Raw genomic sequence first — 17,188 nt, forward strand, 5'->3', positions numbered from 1 at the left:
ATGAGGGAGGCTTTTATGCTTATGGATAGTTCGAGCCTGCTTCTATTACTGTTTTTTGCGCTCGGCAGTTACATTCAAGCGACGACTGGTTTTGCCTTTGGGCTGATTGTTGTTAGTAGTGTGTCTGCCTTGGGTTTAGCACCCATTGAAGTGACGGCGTTTGCAGTGAGTGTGTTAAGCCTTATTAATGCTGGCATTGGGCTTTATGGCGGGGGGTGGAAAAAGATAAATCGCCGTGCTTTTTGGGGTTTTATTTTGCCTTGTCTGCCAGCTATTTTTCTTGGCGTATGGTTGCTTGACTATCTTGGTGAAAATGCACTGGGATGGCTGAAATTTAGCTTAGGTTTGTGCATTGTCGTTAGCAGTTTGGTGATGATGCTTCAAGCTCATAAAGTGAGAAAAGCGTCTTCTGCAGGGGCTTTTGCTGTCAGTGGCGTGATAGGTGGTGTGATGGGCGGCATGTTTGCGACTTTTGGCCCGCCAATTACCTTTATGATGTATCGCCAGCCAGACGATCAGGCCAGAATACGTGCGACCTTGTTAGGGATCTTTTGTTGTACGGCGGCATTACGTGTGGGGTCTGTCAGCATGACACAAGGCGTTGATACCGAGACTTGGTTGTTGTGCGCGCTTGGCTTTCCTGTGGTCGTTATAGCGACGTTGGTCGCTAGGACGTTTCCATTACCTATTTCCGGTCGAGCGATGCGTTTTGTGGCGTTTAGCTTGTTGCTGCTGTCTGGTGTTAGCTTGATGTGGCAAGGACTTTAGTAAGCTTAAAAAAGAGCGCTGGCTTTCGGCTCAGCGCGCTCTTTATAGTGTTTTCAGAAGCTGTGTATTAATTCAGTTCAACAAGATAATGCAGATCTTGGCTATTGGCTCGGCTGATTCGGTATTCGACAGTACGTCCGTCTAATGCACGAGCCGTTCGTGTCACTTCTAACAAGGGGCTTCTCCTGCAGCCACGTTTAGGATGCTTTGGTCTTGCTCATCGGCCAACACCGCTTTAAGTCTGTCTGTGGCTTTGTGGACAGTAATATTAAAGTGCTGTTGATAGTAGTGATACAGGGAATGCGGCAGTTTTTCTTCTTTGTCTAAATCCATAAAGTAACGATGTGGCAGATAGATCAGTTCACGAATGGAGGCCGTATTTTTAATGGATCGAACACGATGAATTTCGATGACTTTTTCGTCTGCTGCGATATTAAAAACGCTTCGTAGACTGTCGTCCGGTGTGATCAAGCGTGTTTCGAGCAACTGTGCGTACGGTAATTCGGGAATATCGCCACTATCACTTTTAAAATGAAAAAAGTGGAACATCATTTTTTGTAAGGTGTGTTCCGACACAAAGGTACCAACGCCTTGGCGACGAAATAATACGTTGTCTTCGGTGAGTGCATTGAGTGCCTTTCGAACCGTTCCTTGACTGACACCCAGTAGGTCCGCCAGTTGAAACTCACTGGGTAAAATTTCACCAGGTTTCCAAACGCCTTCAATAATCCTCTCTGTGATCAGCTCTTGGACTTGTTTGTACAGAGGTTTGAAGATAGGTGATGGCTGCGGTGCTTTGTCTGTCATGTTTGGTCCTGCCGTATTTCGAATCAATTTAGAATACCAGACGAGGTAAAAAAACGGTTATTTTCTTGTAATTCATGTCTTATATAAGATATAAAACAAGTTATAACAAGATAAGCGTTCATTTACTATCAATAATCGTATGACAATTCGTTAATAAATGTTCTGTTGGCTTGTTTACCACTTACGTGACTTAAGAATAAAAATACGTGATCCAAGAATAAAAAATACGGAGCCTTCGAAATGAAAAACACCGATTTACTCAAAAAGACCACAGCTGCTTTTGTTCCAACGCTTATGGCGGCGAGTTTGTCTCTTGCTGCTATACCTGCGCTTGCGGCGGATTATGAATTCAATATTGTGCACCTTTCAAATACCAGTGATGAAGATTATGACGGTGCGGTGGTATTGAAAGATTACGTTGAGGCGCAATCTAACGGTCGTATTCAGGTGAATATCTATTCTGGCGGTCAGTTATGTGGTAACCCAACAGAATGTATTGAAGCGCTACAAGCGAACTTAATCCAAGTATTTAATACCACGACTGGTGGTTTGTCTAATGTCTTTCCAGAGATTCAAGCGCTTGATATTCCTTACATATTCCCAACAGATCGTGTTGCGGAATGTGCCTTAAACAATGAAATGCTAGTTGGGCCAATTCGTAAAGAACTATTGGATCGCACTGGTACCATGCGTTTAATGACGATTGGTAATACGGGCGGTTGGCGTAACTTTGCGACAACCAATAAACAGATTAAAACACCAGCTGACGTGAAAGGTTTGAAGATCCGTACGATCAACTCACCAATCCAAATGCAGCTTGTGAAAGCAATGGGTGGCAGCCCAACGGCTGTGCCTTGGCCAGAAGTGTATACCTCATTGGCAACTGGCTTGGTGGAAGGTACGAAAAACGGCATTACCGACATCATGGGCATGAAATTTAACGAACATATTAAATACATGACGCTAGATGGCCATGGTTATATGGCGTCTATGTGGTGGATGAATAATGATTCTTTGAAAGATATGCCTGAAGATCTTCAGCACATCATGATGGACGGCTTTGATGCTTTGCGTGAAGTGACAACCGTCATGCCAAAACGTCGTCAAATAGAAGCGTATAACGAGTTTAAAGCGTCTGGCGGTACCGTTTATGCGCCAACGGCTGAAGAAAAAGCTCAGTTCCAAGAAGCAGCGAAACCAGTTCGTGCTTGGTTCGTTAACGAATATGGCGCTAAGTGGGTAGAAACCACAGAGAATGCGGTTAAATCATGTGAAGCATCTATTGATGAAGCTTACATGGCGCAGAACTAATCTTAATAAATCTTTCTGAACGGTGATTTTCCGTTGGGCCAGTGCTTGCACTGGCTTTTTTTTGTCTTTTTTTGCGTGGATTTGGGTCTGAGTGTTTTTTTTCAGAAATGTGTTGGGCTAGATTAGCTCGGCACTTGCGCTTGAAGATGAGTGATTAATCTTTCCATCAAGGGCGTTAGGCTGTTTTTACGCCATACAAAGTGGATATCGAGTTCTGGTAAAACGCCATCAATCGGGCGGTAGGTTAAGCCTTCTCGTTGATCGAATTGGGTGGATTCAGGCACAAGTGCCACACCGACACCAGCGGCGACTAGCGTACGAGTGGTTTGGGTCAGTCGAGCAATTTGTACAATGTTGGGTTCTACTCCGGCTGCATGAAGAGAGTGCATAATTTGATCGTATAACGATGGGTGAGCTTGTCGAACAAAGGAGATAAACGGCAACTGGTGTAAGTCACTCAGTGGCACACTGTCTTTTTGCGCGAGAGGGTGGTTATCAGGCAAAGCGAGAAGGTGTTTTTGTGTTTCATAGTCTTGGTGTTCTAGGTCGGTGATGTCCATCAAGGGGTTGAGGAAGATCATCGCCAAATCGATTTTTTCTGTTCTTAGCGCATCCAAGGCATGGGTCGTGGTCATTTCTTCTAGATTCAAAGTGACGCCATGATTGTCTTGTTTGAACTGAGCAATGCCTTTGGAAAAATGCGGTGTGCCAGCCGCCCAAACAAACCCAAGCGATAGGTTACCAGCTGTGCCGTTGGCAACACTGCGAACTTGTTCTTGTATCTTTTCCCAGTTCTGCAACAGTGCTCTTGCTTGAGGTAGCAAAGCTTCTCCTGCAGGCGTCAGAGAGACTTTTTGGCTGCTGCGCTCAAACAGTACGGCGCCGAGTTCATCTTCAATGGCTTTGATTTGTTGCGACAGCGGTGGCTGGGCAATATGCAATCGAGCCGCAGCGCGTCCAAAATGCAGCTCTTCCGCCACGGTAATAAAATAATTCAGTTTTCTAAAGCGCATGATATCTTTTTCATATTAAGCATGTGATTAACATATATTAGACATAATGATGTGCTTTTCCTATCTTAGCCTTACAAAATAATTCTAAGTTAGGTGAGACCCCATGAGCAGAGAAAAAATCGACGGACAGCTATTCAGTTACACTGGCCCAGCTTTTCATTACATCAACGAAGAAGAACGTCACTTCTTCGCCAAAGAGCCAGCGCAGTTTCGTGTGAACCTGATTGGTTGCGGCATGATTGGTATGGAACACATGCGTGTGGCGACTCGCGTTGGTCGTTCTGCTATTCATGGTGTGTTCGATCTAAACGAGCGCAGCGTCAAAGTAGCCAAAGAAGAGTTCGCTAAAATCACTGATGAAGATTTCAAAGTCTACGACAGCCTAGAAGCAGCCTGTAATGACCCAGAAGTTGACGGTATTTTAATTTGTACGCCTAATTTTACTCACCTTGATGTTCTAAAAGTAGCGATCAAATCGGGCAAACACATCTTCATGGAAAAGCCGATGGCGACCAAGTTAGAAGATGCCTACGAAATCACCAAAATGGCGAAAGAATACGGCGCTGTTTTGCAGATCGGTTTGCAGTACCGTTATAAATCTATCTATTCCGAAGCCATTCACGAAGTACTAGAGCGCAAAGCTGTGGGTGAAGTGAAGATGATCAACATCATGGAACACCGTATTCCCTTCCTTGATAAAGTAAACCAGTGGAACAAGTTCTCTAAATTCTCTGGTGGTACGCTGGTGGAAAAATGCTGCCACTACTTTGATTTAATGAATTTGTTCGCACAGTCTCGTCCTGTTCGTGTTTATGCCAATGGTTCCCAGTCTACCAACTTCCGTGACTTTGAATTCAAAGGCGAAAAATCCGACATTCTTGATAGCGCGTTTGTTACCGTAGAATATGAAAATGGCGTTCGCGCAGGTTTCAACCTTTGCATGTTTGCCCCTATGTTCCATGAAGAGCTATTGGTGTGCGGTGATGAAGGTCGTGTGAAAGCGGCTGAGATCGAAGACTTCAGTGAAAACGCACGTTTGCGTACCGAAATGGAAGTTTTCTGTGGTCAGAATCGTCCGTCTAAAACATCACAGCCAAGCTACCCTAAATTGATCGAAGCGTCTGGTCATAACGGTGCGACGTGGTTTGAACACATTGCTTTTGCTGATCAAATGGCTGGCAAAAAAACCAACAGCGCGACAGTCGAAGAAGGCTTCTGGTCTGTTGTAGTTGGGTGTGCCGCGGAGGAATCGGTAAAAACAGGCAAGATTATCGATGTGGCTGAACTGCTTAAATCAAAAGGGATTGAGCTGTAATAAATGACATAAGGCCAAAACTAGAGCCTCAAGTTTGTTTAGCAAACTTGAGCTTTTTTTTGCTTTGTGCCAAATGAAACTAAATACTGGATGTTTACAGGAGGACAAAAAAAATCCAATTCTGAGTTGAAATGTTAGTTGTATGATGTATGATGTTTTTTAGCTCCTTTATGGGGTCATAAAAATACGTCCTAACTACAAAAACAACGATAGGAATACGGTTATGAAAAAATTGTTTCAGAGCCTCTAGCCTTGTATTGATGGCAGCTTGTGCCTTAGCTCCTGCAGTAACCTATGCTGCTGAGAACCCAATTCGAGGCAATATTCGTGTGGTGATTGGCTCTACATCCACGGGTGGTGATACTTATCAGGCAGCGGCTATTATTACTGAAGCGTTAGCCAAGAAAATCGATACAAACATTAAGGTCGATGCGGTTGGTTTTTCAGCTGGTTATCAGGCGCTTGAGCGAGTGCCAAGCGGCAATACCTTGATGATTTTTCATGACCAAGCCTATCTTGGTTATTTATATGGACAAAAAGGTTACGAAGATCCGTTTGAAAAGTGGAATATTGGACCGTCTTTTGCCATCAATCCAGGCAACGGTTATTTAGTGTCAAAAAACTCACCCTACAAAAATATGGATGAGATCTTAAACGCAGCGGGCAATGGCAAAACAGTTCGTGTTGCTATTCAGCCTGGTGGTGTGTCCGAAATTGGTTATACCGCGATGAAAAATGCTGTTCGTTTGGCATACCCAGGTCAAGAAGACAATCTAGTGGCATTGAATACGGACTCTCAGTCAGACAAAAACCAAGCGTTGTTTGATGGTTTGGCTGATGTTATCAATGGTAGTGTACAAGCTAACGAGCAATATACACGCTTGCCAGCGGATGATCAGAAGGCAATGAACTTTGTCTGGTTAACGGCAAAAGCGTCGACGATTGGTCAAGCCAATCCTAATGGCATGGGGGAAACTTCTCGTGATCAGTTAATGCAATATGCGTCAGGTCTTGGGGTGAATATTCCCATGGATGCCGATAATGACTTTACTTTCGATAAGGAGTTTTTCTTCTTATATAACAAACGTATGTCGCCTGAAGCTATCAAGTTTTTAGATAATGCCTTGGCTGAAGTGTTTGCCGATGGTGAAGTGCAAGAAACCCTCAAAAAGTCTTTTTTCATCCCAAACTTCCGAACTTCTGCTGAAGCTCAGCAGCACTTAAAAGCGAAAAGTGACAGCTACGCGAAGATTATTAATAGTTTGCACAAATAATCTTCTTAGATTGGCGTCGTAGGTATTGCGTGCCTGCGACGCCATGGTATCTCGCGTGTGAGGGTCAATATGTTTGATTGGTTTATATCGTTGAATTCGGTGACGATCGATTTTGATACGTCTCATCAGTTCTTTCCTCGAATTATCATTACGCTGTTGCTGGTGTTAGGGAGCTTGATTCTTCTTGCTAACATTCGTCCTGTCTGGCGAGCAATGCGTTCTGGCCGTTATCAGTTTTTTGTGCGTAACGCGGATTTCTTCCGCTTGTTGGTAACCCTAGTGCTGATTCCTGTGTATTTCTGGTCGATGGATGCGATAGGTGAAGTGCTGCCCAATATGGGATTGGGCTTTTTGCTGGCGTCGATTCCTTTTGTGTTTCTGATGTCGATGCTTTATTGCCATGAAAGAACTCGCCGGAATGTCACCATCATTACTGCCAATGCTGTGATTGCGCCTACTGTCGTATGGGGCGTGCTTTACCATCTTTTCCTTGTGTCTATGCCTTAGCTATCAGGAGTAAATGTTATGGAGTTTTTAGAATTACTCTCGCCGGCTTTTTTCTTGCTAGCCGCCGCTGGGGCAATTATTGGTATTGTTTTTGGGGCTATCCCTGGAATGACTGCAACAATGGCGGTCGCAGTTTGTTTACCGCTGACCTATACATTGGGTTTGCAAGAAGGCTTAGCTTTATTATTGGGTCTATATGTGGGGGGGATTTCAGGTGGTTTGGTGCCTGCCATATTGCTCAATATCCCAGGAACCCCTTCGTCTATCACGACGACCTTTGATGGCTACCCAATGGCGCAGCGAGGAGAAGCTGAACGCGCCTTAAAAATATGCATTGTGGCGTCTTTGGTTGGCGGTGTTTTTAGTGCCTTGGTGTTGTTTTTCTTTGCGCCAGTGTTGGCGGATTTTGCCATTAAGTTTTCTTATGTTGAAAAATTCTTAATGATTTTCTTTGCTCTGACGGTGATTGCTTCTTTATCGAAGAATATTGTCATGGGGGTGTTTAGTGGTTTATTGGGGGTCTTGCTCAGTTTAATTGGCTCCTACGATGTGTCAGATGGTGGTAATGGTGAGTATCGATTGATGCTGCCGTTTATGGAGCCTTACCTTGCCTTCGGATTTTCCTTGTTGCCTGTCCTGATCGGCTTGTTTGGAATATCGACCATCATAGAAGAAGCAGAAAAGGGGGCAAAAGAGTCGTCCCAGGAAGATAAAGTGAACTTAACAAAAGGTAAGCCATTTCGCTTCTCTGTTTTCAAAGGGCAAGTGGGTAATTTATTGCGCTCCTCTTCGATTGGTACCTTTATTGGGATGTTGCCGGGAATAGGGGGCAGTGCGGCATCGATTTTGGCCTATACCCAACAAAAAACCTTTCCAAACAGCCTCACAAAATGGGCACCGGTGAGCCTGAAGGGTTGGTGGCGTCTGAGTCTGCCAATAACGGTTTGACAGGTGGCGCTTTAATACCGCTATTGTCTCTAGGGATTCCGGGAGACAGTACCACGGCTGTATTGATCGGTGCGTTTACTTTGCAAGGTTTGCAAGTCGGTCCATTGTTTATCGGGGAAAACATCGAGACATGGTATTCCATGATAACGGCCTTGATGTTTGCCAATGTGGTGATGTTTGTGGTGATGTTTTATGCCATTCGCTACATCGCTAAGGTGGTGTTGATCCCTAAGTTTATCCTTTATCCCATTATAGTCATGATGTGTACCGTCGGAGCGTATGCCATTAATTACGGCATTATGTTCGATGTCTGGACCTTGTTTATTTTTGGTGTGGCGGGTTGGATTTTTACCAAGATTGGCATTGAAGTGGCACCGTTGGTGATTGGTTTTATTTTGGGTGGCAGTGCGGAAGTGTACTTTGTGAAGAGTTTAGAGTCCTACGGAGAATACACCGTGTTGTTTACTAAAAGCCCGATTGCCATGGTGCTTTGGGGATTGATTGTCTTGTCTATTGTTGTCTCATTCATGATACATAAAAAAAGCAAGCAGCATTCAGGGGAGAGTAAATGAGTTCATCCTATGTGTTAATCAAAATTCATGATAATGACAATGTTGCGATCATCTTGAATCACGGCGGCGCGCCAGCGGATGCTAAGCTAGATAATGGTTTGGTGCTAAAAGAGGCGGTACCACAAGGTCATAAAGTGTCTTTGCAGCCAATAAAAGCAGGTGAGAAGATCATTCGTTATAACGAAGTGATTGGTTATGCGGATAAAGATCTGGATGCTGGATGTTGGGTCTCTGAGCAAGTGGTGCGGATGCCGACGCCGCCAAATCTTGACGAGTTACCACTGGCGACCCGAGAAAAACCTAAATTTGAACCATTAGAGGGTTATACCTTTGAAGGTTATAAAAATGCTGATGGTTCTGCTGGTACAAAAAACCTTTTGGGTATCAGTACCAGTGTGCAGTGTGTTGCCGGTATCACAGACTATGTAGTTAAGCTGATCAAGCAGACTTTGTTGCCAAAATACCCGAACGTGGATGGTGTGGTGGCACTGAATCATTCCTATGGTTGTGGTGTGGCGATTAACGCACCGAGCGCGATCGTGCCAATACGAACTTTGCAAAATATGGCGAAGAACCCCAATTTTGGTGGTGAAATCATGGTGATTGGTTTGGGTTGTGAAAAACTACAACCTCATCGATTGTTAGAGATCGATGATTCGCAAGCGGTCAATATTTTGCCTAATTCGGCAACGGCGAAACGACTTGAAGACAGCGTGGTGAGTTTGCAAGACGAATCACATCACGGCTTTCAAGATATGGTTGACCATATTATGGTGATGGCCGAAGAACATCTTAAACGCTTAAATTTACGCCGTCGTGAGCCTTGTCCTATTTCTGAACTGGTTGTTGGTATGCAATGTGGTGGCAGTGATGCGTTTTCTGGCATTACTGCAAACCCTGCTGTGGGTTATGCCTCGGATCTGATTGTGCGTGCAGGTGGATCGGTGATGTTTTCAGAAGTCACTGAAGTGCGCGATGCGATTCATTTGTTAACACCAAGAGCTGAAACCGTCGAAGTAGGCAAAGCCTTGCTGCGCGAAATGCAGTGGTACGACGATTATTTAAATCAGGGGCAAGCGGACCGTAGTGCGAACACGACCCCAGGCAATAAAAAAGGCGGGTTGAATAACATTGTAGAGAAGTCATTGGGGTCGATCACCAAGTCTGGTAATAGCCCAATCGTGGATGTGTTAAGTCCAGGGGAGCGCATTCGCAAGCGCGGTTTGAACTTCGCCGCGACCCCTGCCAGTGACTTTATATGCGGTACGCTTCAGTTTGCCTCTGGTATGAATGTGCAAGTTTTTACTACAGGGCGAGGTACGCCTTACGGTTTAGAAGTGGCACCTGTGATTAAAGTGTCGACCAATAGTTCATTAGGAAACCGCTGGCATGATTTAATCGACATGGATGCTGGACGTATGGCAACCAAGGAAATCACGTTAGAAGAAGCGGGTTGGGAGTTGTTCCATCTGATATTAGATGTGGCAAGCGGACGCAAACAGGTGGCAGCAGATCGACTGGGGCTACATAACGACCTAGTGTTGTTTAACCCAGCCCCAGTGACCTGAGTCCAGAGAATGATAAACGTAAATTGGGCTTGTTATTCGTCTGTTTAGTTGTATGATGTATTACATGTTGTGTAGAAAATCTTCCGAACAAGGAAGGTGTTATTAATATAATAAAGAGGAAAAAAAGCATGGCTTTTTCGGTTGAGCAAATGAGATCGGCATTGAGTGATGGACTGTTGTCCTTTCCTGTAACGGATTTTGATGCAAATGGTAAATTTAATGCAGAGACATTCCGTCAGCGTCTTGAGTCTTTTATTGAACATGGTGTTTCTTCTATTTTTGTTGCTGGTGGAACGGGTGAATTTTTCTCCTTAGACGAAGATGATTATCGTCAGATCGTCGAATTATCGGTTGCGACCGTAAAAGGCCGTGTTCCGGTTATTGCCTCGGCGGGTCGCAGTGTTTCTGATGCGAAGAAATTTGTGGCGATTGCCGATGAAGCTGGCTGTGACGGCATTCTTTTGATGCCTCCTTTCCTAACAGAATGTCCTGAAGACGGTATTGTTGAATACGCTAGCCAAATCATGGCCTCTAGTAAGACACATTTTATTTATTACAACCGTGGAAATGGCATTTTGACTGCTGAAAATGTAAAAGCGTTGGCGGTTGCAAATCCAAACATGGTGGCGTTAAAAGACGGCGTTGGTAATATTGCAGCATTGAACGACACAATTAAAACTGTCGGCGATCGTTTGGTGTACATTGGTGGCGTGCCAACGGCGGAAATTTTCGCTGAAGCCTATTTGTCGATAGGCGTGAATACCTACTCTTCTGCTGTATTTAACTTTATGCCGGAAATGGCTAACAAGTTCTACAAAGCATTACGTGCCGGCGATCAAGCGGTTGTCACGGCGATTATCAAAGATTTCTTTATTCCATTCTGTCGTTTGCGCGATCGTAAAAAAGGCTACGCAGTGAGCTTAATTAAAGCTGGCGCTACCTTGATGGGGCACAGTGCTGGTGATGTTCGTGCTCCACTAACGATGCCAACGCCAAGTGAAGTGGCTGAGTTAGACGCTATTATCAAGAAAAATTCTTAATATCGTAGAGAAGGCTGGGCTGGACTGTCCAACCTTCTTGTTCTTTTTACAACGCTGAGATTCGCATTATGTTTACAACAATAAAAAAGATGCAGGTGATACCTGTGGCTGGATACGATAGTTTTTTATTAAATTTAAGCGGTGGACATGCGCCTTGGTTTATTCGCACCGTTGTCGTATTGGAAGATAATGACGGCAATATCGGCTTAGGTGAAGTGCCGGCGACGGATAAAATTATTTCTACACTTGAAGAGTGCCGCGTGCTGGTTGAAGGCAAAAACGTTGGAAAATGGAAAAGTATTGTCAGTGATGTGCGGCAAGCTACATCTGGCAAATCGGATGATGTGCGTGGTAATCAAACATTTGATCTAAGAACAGCGGTTCATGTTATTACCGCGATTGAATCTGCATTATTAGATTTAGCCGGTCAGAATATGGGCTTGCCTGTGGTTGATTTGCTTGGTCAATATGGAAAACAGCGGGATGAAGTCGAAGCATTAGGTTATTTGTTCTTTCTTGGGGACCGCACCAAAACAAATTTGCCTTACCCAACCTATGATAACCCAGTAGATGAGTGGGATCGGGTTCGCGGTCTGGAAGCCGTCACTCCTGAATCCATTGCGACATTAGCGAAAGCGGCTTATGCCCGTTACGGCTTCAAAGATTTCAAATTAAAAGGTGGCGTGTTGGATGGTCATCAAGAGGCGGAGTGTATTGCTGCTTTATACGAGGCTTTTCCTGATGCGCGTTTAACGCTGGATCCAAATGGCGCGTGGACGCTGGATCAAGCGGTTGAATACCTTACGCCAGTGAAGCACATGCTGAGTTACGCAGAAGATCCTTGCGGCCAAGAAGGAGCGTGGTCTGGCCGTGAAACCATGTCCGAATTCAAACGCAGAACCGGCCTAAAAACCGCGACAAATATGATTGCGACGGATTGGAAACAGCTGAAAAACGCCGTGCGTCTTGATTCGGTTGATATTCCGCTCGCCGACTGTCATTTCTGGACCATGCAAGGCGCGGTTGCTGTGGGCGAGCTTTGCAATGAGTGGGGAATGACATGGGACTCTCACAGCAATAACCATTTTGATATTTCGTTAGCGATGATGACGCATGTTGCCGCCGCGTGTCCAGGAGAGGTTACAGCGATAGATACTCATTGGATATGGCAAGATGGGCAACGAGTAACCAAAGCACCCTTAAAAATTCGTGGCGGTAAAATTACAGTGCCAACGAAACCGGGTTTAGGTATTGAACTGGATCGTGAAAAACTAATGGAAGCCCATGCACTGTATAAAACGCTCACCTTAGGTCAGCGTGATGACAGTTTGGCAATGCAGTTTCTTATTCCCGGTTGGACGTTTGATCCTAAGAAACCAGCGCTTGTTAGATAAGTAGCGCTGGGGTAATGTTCAGGGTTTTAGAATATACGGCGCAATCAGATATGGATAGGGTGAAAACAGTGGCAAAATCACTACAAATAGAACGAGTAGGCAAAGGCGATAGCTTGGCAAGCAATGTTGCAAAACAGCTTGAAAAGCAGATTTCGGCTGGGCACATTTCTGTGGGAGATAAATTGCCGACAGAAAATGCGTTATGCGATCTATTTGGCGTGAGTCGAACTGTTATTCGAGAAGCCATCACCCAGTTGAAATCGTTAGGCTTGGTGGAGACAAAACGTGGCGTGGGGACGAGTGTTATTCGTGCTCAATCAAGCGAAACCTTGTTTGCTTATCGAATCGATCCTACGGCGATTGCCGATATTCTACATATCTTAGAAATGCGCTTGAGTGTGGAAACAACGGCTTGTGAATTGGCGGCATTGCGTCGTTCAGACGAAGACGTTGCCATACTTGAGAAGCACTTCAATGAGTTTGACGAGGCATTAAGCCAGGGCGAATTGGCGAGAAAAGAAGATTATGCTTTCCATTTAGCGATTTGCACTGCTACTCGTAACCCTTTCCTTAAACAGTTTTATGAGCAGTTTAATAAGAACGTTATCCCCAGAGCAAAATTAATAAACACAAACTTGAAGCAGGTCGCTACAGACGAATATTTGCGCCGCATTCGATCAGAGCATCTTGAAATACTCAATTGTATCAAAAACCAAGATGCAGAAGGCGCAAAACAGGCCATGCATAATCACTTATATCGTGCCTACCATCTGTATGAACGCTACCAGAGCGATAATAAGTTTGATCTAGAATAACGTAATAAAAGTGAGTTTGGCTCACTTTTATTTTTCGATAAAACTGAGGGGGGAAACATGGATACGAAAGGGCTTCTTAAAGGCACTTTATTGGTAGCCGGTAACGATATTACTGGGACTCAACAAGCTATTCACGCAATCAATCCTGCCACCAACGAAATGCTAGAACCCGCTTATCATGGCGGTACAAAAGCCGATGTCGATCAAGCGGCTAGCGCTGCTTGGCAAGCTTTTGATATGTATCGAGCCATCAGTACAGAAAAACGTGCAGCTTTTCTTGAATGTATTGCCGATGAGATTTTAGCGCTCGGTGATGTGCTATTAGAGCGTGCTATGGCGGAGTCTGGTTTGCCCAAAGCGCGTATAGAAGGTGAACGTGGTCGTACTATGGGGCAGTTACGTTTGTTCGCAGGCGTGGTTCGTTTGGGCAAAGCAACCGATGCGCGTATTGATCCTGCTATGCCAGATCGCGCGCCATTGCCTCGTGCAGACTTACGTTTTCAAAAAGTCGCCCTTGGCCCAGTAGCGGTGTTTGGCGCGAGTAACTTTCCATTAGCCTTCTCTGTTGCGGGTGGGGATACAGCGTCGGCCTTAGCGGCAGGTTGCCCTGTTGTTGTAAAAGCACATTCTGCTCATCCTGGTACGTCTGAGCTGGTGGGGCGTGCGATTACTGCTGCGGTGAAAAAATGCGCTCTTCCTGCTGGCGTATTTTCTCTCTTGTATGGCTCTGGTCGTGAAATCGGTAGTGCTCTGGTGGCACATCCTTCGATTAAAGCCGTTGGTTTTACAGGATCTCGTAGTGGTGGCGTAGCGCTGATGAACATCGCCGCAAATCGTCCTGGTTCCCATTCCTGTTTATGCCGAAATGAGCAGTATTAACCCTGTCTTTATCATGCCGAATAAATTGGCGAATGATGCTCCAACGGTCGCAAAAGGTTTTGTTGGTTCTCTTACCATGGGCGCAGGTCAATTCTGTACAAACCCAGGCATGGTTGTGCTGTTGAAAGGTGAAGCGGCGGATCGCTTTAAAGCGACGGTTGCTAGCGAAGTACAAGCATTGGGTACGCAAACCATGCTAACACCAGGTATTTACCAAGCGTATTGTGAAGGTATTGAGAAGTTGAGCAACAACTCAGCCGCGGCACTTTTGGCGAAAGGCAATGACAGTGATCAACCAAACCAGTGTTGCCCACATGTGTTTGCTACTAGTGCACAAGCGTTCTTAGCGGATGCCTCAATGGAAGATGAAGTGTTTGGTTCAATGTCTTTGATCATCGAATGCGATACCTTGGATGAATACAAAGTAGTCGCTGAGCATTTAGAAGGTCAATTGACCGCGACGGTACAAATGTCTGATGCAGATGTGGACGCTGTTCGAGTCTTGCTACCAACCCTAGAACGTAAAGTCGGTCGCATTCTATGCAACGGCTATCCAACTGGCGTAGAAGTGTGCCATTCCATGGTACATGGCGGTCCTTTCCCTGCGACATCCGATAGTCGCTCAACGTCTGTTGGTAGCGCTGCTATTGATCGCTTCTTGCGACCAGTGTGTTATCAAGATTTTCCTAGCTCATTGATTCCAGACGCCATTCAAGATCAAAATCCCCTAAACATTCCTCAATTGGTGAATGGGAAATTGGTATAAATAAGTCTTTTCAATTGATAAAAAACACTCTATTGGCCAAACTGGCTTGTAGAGTGTTTGTTTTAGGGAGTTCAATTTGCTAGAAACACAAAGCGTGATTTTGGATGTGGCTGCGCCAGTTCTATTAATGATTGCGATGGGCGCTTTGCTGCGACGAATTCAGCTGATCAATGATGGTTTTATTTTGGTGAGTTCGCGTTTCGTTTTTCAAGTCTCGATGCCCGCTTTGTTCTTCTTCGGCATGATGGGTAATAATTTAAGTGGCTTGATAAGTCTTAATTTGGCGGCCTATTTTTTGGCTGCGATAGGACTTACTTTTTTACTGTCTTGGTGGTTAGCGGTCAAGCTTAATGTACCAGAACGGCAGCGTGGAGTGTTTGTTCAGATTGCTTTTCGAGGCAATTGTGGGATTTTCAGTGTTGCGCTAGTGGTCAATATGTTTGGTCAGGAAGGCGTGGCGCTGGGTGGCGTGATGTCTGGCTTGAGTGTGTTGCTGTTTAATATTTTGGCCGAAGTGATATTAACACGTTATAGCCACGGTCAATTGCGTTTGGTTCCAGTGCTGAAAAGCCTTCTGAAGAACCCGCTTATTGTCAGCATAGTGCTTGGTGTCGGGGCCAATATGATAGGACTGACGTTGCCTGCTTTTGTGATGAAAACCGGCTCTTTAATTGGTGGTTTGTCTTTGCCCTTGGCATTGGTTTGTATTGGGGGATCATTAGCGACCAGTGGATTTACCTTGCCAAAACACTTTTCCATGGCGATGTTATGTAAAGTCCTATTGAGTCCTCTTGTGTTTACGGCGATTGGGTATGGATTGGGCTTTAGTCAAAAAGAATTGTTGTTTTTGTTTATCTTTTTAGCGGCTCCTACGGCGGCCTCCGCCTATGTAACGGCGGTGGCGAAAGGCGATGATGGTAAATCAACGGCAAACGCGATTGCCAGTACGACGTTGGTGTCCTCTGTGGTGATTGTGGTGGGTATTCCTTTGATTATTTGGGTAACGGGCAGCTAGCTAAATGTCACAATAAAAAAACGCGCTACACATGGAGACAGTGAAGCGCGTTTTTATGTAGGGCGTTTTCTTAGGCACGGTTATGACCGTGTTTTTTCTACTAGGCTGGCAATACGCCTAGCTCAACAAGGCGTTCATGCAAATAACTTTTTGCCGTGTGGCGTTCTGACAACACCACTTCCGGTTTAGGGTGAAGGAACAGCGGTAGAGAGATGCGCGACTTAGTTTTGTCTGCGCCTTCTGGGTTGATTACACGGTGGGAAGTGGATGGAAAATAACCACCGGATGCTTCTTGTAGCATGTCGCCAATATTGATGATAAGCGTGCCAAAATCACAAGGTACGTCCATCCAGGTGCCGTCTTTGGCTTTAACCTGTAAACCAGGCTCATTGGCGGAAGGCAGGATAGTGAGCAAATTGATGTCTTCATGGGCACCTGCGCGGATCGCCCCTAGCTCTTCATCGCCCTTGAGTGGTGGGTAGTGTAAGACGCGCAGCAAGGTTTGTTGGCTACCATCTACCATGCTGGAGAGCGATTGTGAATAATGTTTTGCTACGTCTGCTGGAGAGTGCTTTTCTACCCAAGCGAGCAACTCTTTTGCCAAAGCAGAGGCTTCGCCATAGTATTGTTCTAACAAGGGCTTTTGTTTTTCAGGGCACTGACCCCAAGGGTAGTAATGAAAGTACTCTTTAATGTCACGTTTGGTATGACCTTTGGCGGTTTCCGCTACCTTAGGTGAAAAATAACCATCTTGTGGACCGACGTTATAGCGGTAGTCGTATTTACTGTCATCCGCGAAGAATTCCTGCCAATCTTGGTAGATAGCGCTAACCAATTCTTTTTTGATGGGATGATTTTTTAGTACACCAAATCCTGTTTCGCGTAGGGACTTAACGAAATCTTCTTGTGCAGTGCTGCTGGTGTAATCAATGGCTTGTAGTTGCATGTTTTTTCCTGTTGCCAGTTATTGGCAGTCTTGTCTTCATCGAATAGTGCAAAAAAATTTTCATATGTTTTCAATCAGTCTCATGGGGCCGGATTCTGAAAACAATGGATTCTTTAGAGCAAGATACGTAAGACTAAGAGGACCAACCGCTGTGGAAAAAATAGCGTAAGTCGACGGTTTCTGCTTGATAATGTTCTAGCCATTGCGCCAGGCTCATCGTGCGAACGCAATCAAATGACTTGGTCTGAAC

General features: G+C 45.1%; 13 protein-coding genes and 2 pseudogenes. 12 read left to right on the top strand and 3 right to left on the bottom strand.

The window, feature by feature from the left end:
* The first annotated feature begins 15 nt into the window (after positions 1–15).
* A complete protein-coding gene (locus ONZ52_RS18115) occupies positions 16–768 on the top strand; it encodes a TSUP family transporter (RefSeq protein ID WP_265220081.1) in 753 nt (250 codons plus the stop codon).
* A gap of 168 nt (positions 769–936) precedes the next feature.
* Here ONZ52_RS18115 and ONZ52_RS18120 read toward each other — a convergent pair whose 3' ends face one another.
* Positions 937–1,575: a GntR family transcriptional regulator gene (locus tag ONZ52_RS18120; RefSeq protein ID WP_265220082.1), complete on the bottom strand. Its 639-nt coding sequence runs from the start codon at positions 1,573–1,575 to the stop codon at positions 937–939.
* Positions 1,576–1,815: 240 nt separating this feature from the next.
* Here ONZ52_RS18120 and ONZ52_RS18125 point away from each other — a divergent pair, with 240 nt between their 5' ends.
* Positions 1,816–2,886, top strand: a complete 1,071-nt coding sequence (locus ONZ52_RS18125) for a TRAP transporter substrate-binding protein (RefSeq protein WP_265220083.1) — start codon at positions 1,816–1,818, stop codon at positions 2,884–2,886.
* 122 nt (positions 2,887–3,008) lie between these two features.
* On the opposite strand, the gene ONZ52_RS18130 is transcribed toward ONZ52_RS18125, so the two are convergent.
* A complete protein-coding gene (locus ONZ52_RS18130) occupies positions 3,009–3,899 on the bottom strand; it encodes a LysR substrate-binding domain-containing protein (protein WP_265220084.1) in 891 nt (296 codons plus the stop codon).
* Between the two features lie 103 nt (positions 3,900–4,002).
* On the opposite strand from ONZ52_RS18130, the gene ONZ52_RS18135 reads away from it, so the two are divergent.
* The 10 genes and pseudogenes from ONZ52_RS18135 to ONZ52_RS18180 all read left to right on the top strand — a co-directional run bounded on the left by ONZ52_RS18135 (position 4,003) and on the right by ONZ52_RS18180 (position 15,992).
* Positions 4,003–5,214, top strand: coding sequence for a Gfo/Idh/MocA family protein (locus ONZ52_RS18135; RefSeq protein WP_265220085.1), 1,212 nt, complete (start codon positions 4,003–4,005; stop codon positions 5,212–5,214).
* A gap of 260 nt (positions 5,215–5,474) precedes the next feature.
* A complete protein-coding gene (locus ONZ52_RS18140; protein ID WP_265220086.1) occupies positions 5,475–6,488 on the top strand; it encodes an ABC transporter substrate-binding protein in 1,014 nt (337 codons plus the stop codon).
* A gap of 69 nt (positions 6,489–6,557) precedes the next feature.
* Positions 6,558–6,995, top strand: coding sequence for a tripartite tricarboxylate transporter TctB family protein (locus ONZ52_RS18145; protein WP_265220087.1), 438 nt, complete (start codon positions 6,558–6,560; stop codon positions 6,993–6,995).
* Positions 6,996–7,103: 108 nt separating this feature from the next.
* A pseudogene (locus ONZ52_RS18150) lies at positions 7,104–8,515 on the top strand (tripartite tricarboxylate transporter permease).
* On the top strand, positions 8,512–10,083 hold the full coding sequence (gene garD, locus ONZ52_RS18155) for a galactarate dehydratase (protein ID WP_265220088.1): 1,572 nt from the start codon (positions 8,512–8,514) through the stop codon (positions 10,081–10,083). The pseudogene ONZ52_RS18150 and the gene garD overlap by 4 nt, the downstream one beginning before the upstream one ends.
* Positions 10,084–10,211: 128 nt before the next feature.
* Positions 10,212–11,123 carry a 5-dehydro-4-deoxyglucarate dehydratase gene (locus ONZ52_RS18160; RefSeq protein WP_265220089.1) on the top strand — a complete coding sequence of 304 codons (912 nt, stop codon included), beginning with the start codon at positions 10,212–10,214 and terminating at the stop codon, positions 11,121–11,123.
* Positions 11,124–11,191: 68 nt separating this feature from the next.
* Positions 11,192–12,517, top strand: a complete 1,326-nt coding sequence (locus tag ONZ52_RS18165; RefSeq protein WP_346433247.1) for an enolase C-terminal domain-like protein — start codon at positions 11,192–11,194, stop codon at positions 12,515–12,517.
* A gap of 68 nt (positions 12,518–12,585) precedes the next feature.
* On the top strand, positions 12,586–13,332 hold the full coding sequence (locus ONZ52_RS18170; RefSeq protein WP_265220091.1) for a FadR/GntR family transcriptional regulator: 747 nt from the start codon (positions 12,586–12,588) through the stop codon (positions 13,330–13,332).
* A gap of 57 nt (positions 13,333–13,389) precedes the next feature.
* Positions 13,390–14,977 (top strand): annotated as a pseudogene (locus tag ONZ52_RS18175) (aldehyde dehydrogenase (NADP(+))).
* Between the two features lie 76 nt (positions 14,978–15,053).
* Positions 15,054–15,992, top strand: coding sequence for an AEC family transporter (locus ONZ52_RS18180; protein ID WP_265220092.1), 939 nt, complete (start codon positions 15,054–15,056; stop codon positions 15,990–15,992).
* A gap of 100 nt (positions 15,993–16,092) precedes the next feature.
* Here ONZ52_RS18180 and ONZ52_RS18185 read toward each other — a convergent pair whose 3' ends face one another.
* The gene (locus ONZ52_RS18185; protein WP_265220093.1) at positions 16,093–16,938 is read right to left on the bottom strand and encodes a 2OG-Fe(II) oxygenase family protein; all 846 of its coding nucleotides are present in this window, start codon (positions 16,936–16,938) and stop codon (positions 16,093–16,095) included.
* Between the last annotated feature and the right edge of the window lie 250 nt (positions 16,939–17,188).

Source organism: Marinomonas rhodophyticola (genome assembly GCF_026113935.1).
GTDB lineage: Bacteria > Pseudomonadota > Gammaproteobacteria > Pseudomonadales > Marinomonadaceae > Marinomonas > Marinomonas rhodophyticola.

Bases quoted from the DNA above. Each gene is read 5' to 3' on its own strand.
- ONZ52_RS18115 (WP_265220081.1), top strand. From the start codon at position 16: ATGCTTATGGATAGTTCGAGCCTGCTTCTATTACTGTTTTTTGCGCTC.
- ONZ52_RS18120 (WP_265220082.1), bottom strand. From the start codon at position 1,575: ATGACAGACAAAGCACCGCAGCCATCACCTATCTTCAAACCTCTGTAC.
- ONZ52_RS18125 (WP_265220083.1), top strand. From the start codon at position 1,816: ATGAAAAACACCGATTTACTCAAAAAGACCACAGCTGCTTTTGTTCCA.
- ONZ52_RS18130 (WP_265220084.1), bottom strand. From the start codon at position 3,899: ATGCGCTTTAGAAAACTGAATTATTTTATTACCGTGGCGGAAGAGCTG.
- ONZ52_RS18135 (WP_265220085.1), top strand. From the start codon at position 4,003: ATGAGCAGAGAAAAAATCGACGGACAGCTATTCAGTTACACTGGCCCA.
- ONZ52_RS18140 (WP_265220086.1), top strand. From the start codon at position 5,475: ATGGCAGCTTGTGCCTTAGCTCCTGCAGTAACCTATGCTGCTGAGAAC.
- ONZ52_RS18145 (WP_265220087.1), top strand. From the start codon at position 6,558: ATGTTTGATTGGTTTATATCGTTGAATTCGGTGACGATCGATTTTGAT.
- garD (WP_265220088.1), top strand. From the start codon at position 8,512: ATGAGTTCATCCTATGTGTTAATCAAAATTCATGATAATGACAATGTT.
- ONZ52_RS18160 (WP_265220089.1), top strand. From the start codon at position 10,212: ATGGCTTTTTCGGTTGAGCAAATGAGATCGGCATTGAGTGATGGACTG.
- ONZ52_RS18165 (WP_346433247.1), top strand. From the start codon at position 11,192: ATGTTTACAACAATAAAAAAGATGCAGGTGATACCTGTGGCTGGATAC.
- ONZ52_RS18185 (WP_265220093.1), bottom strand. From the start codon at position 16,938: ATGCAACTACAAGCCATTGATTACACCAGCAGCACTGCACAAGAAGAT.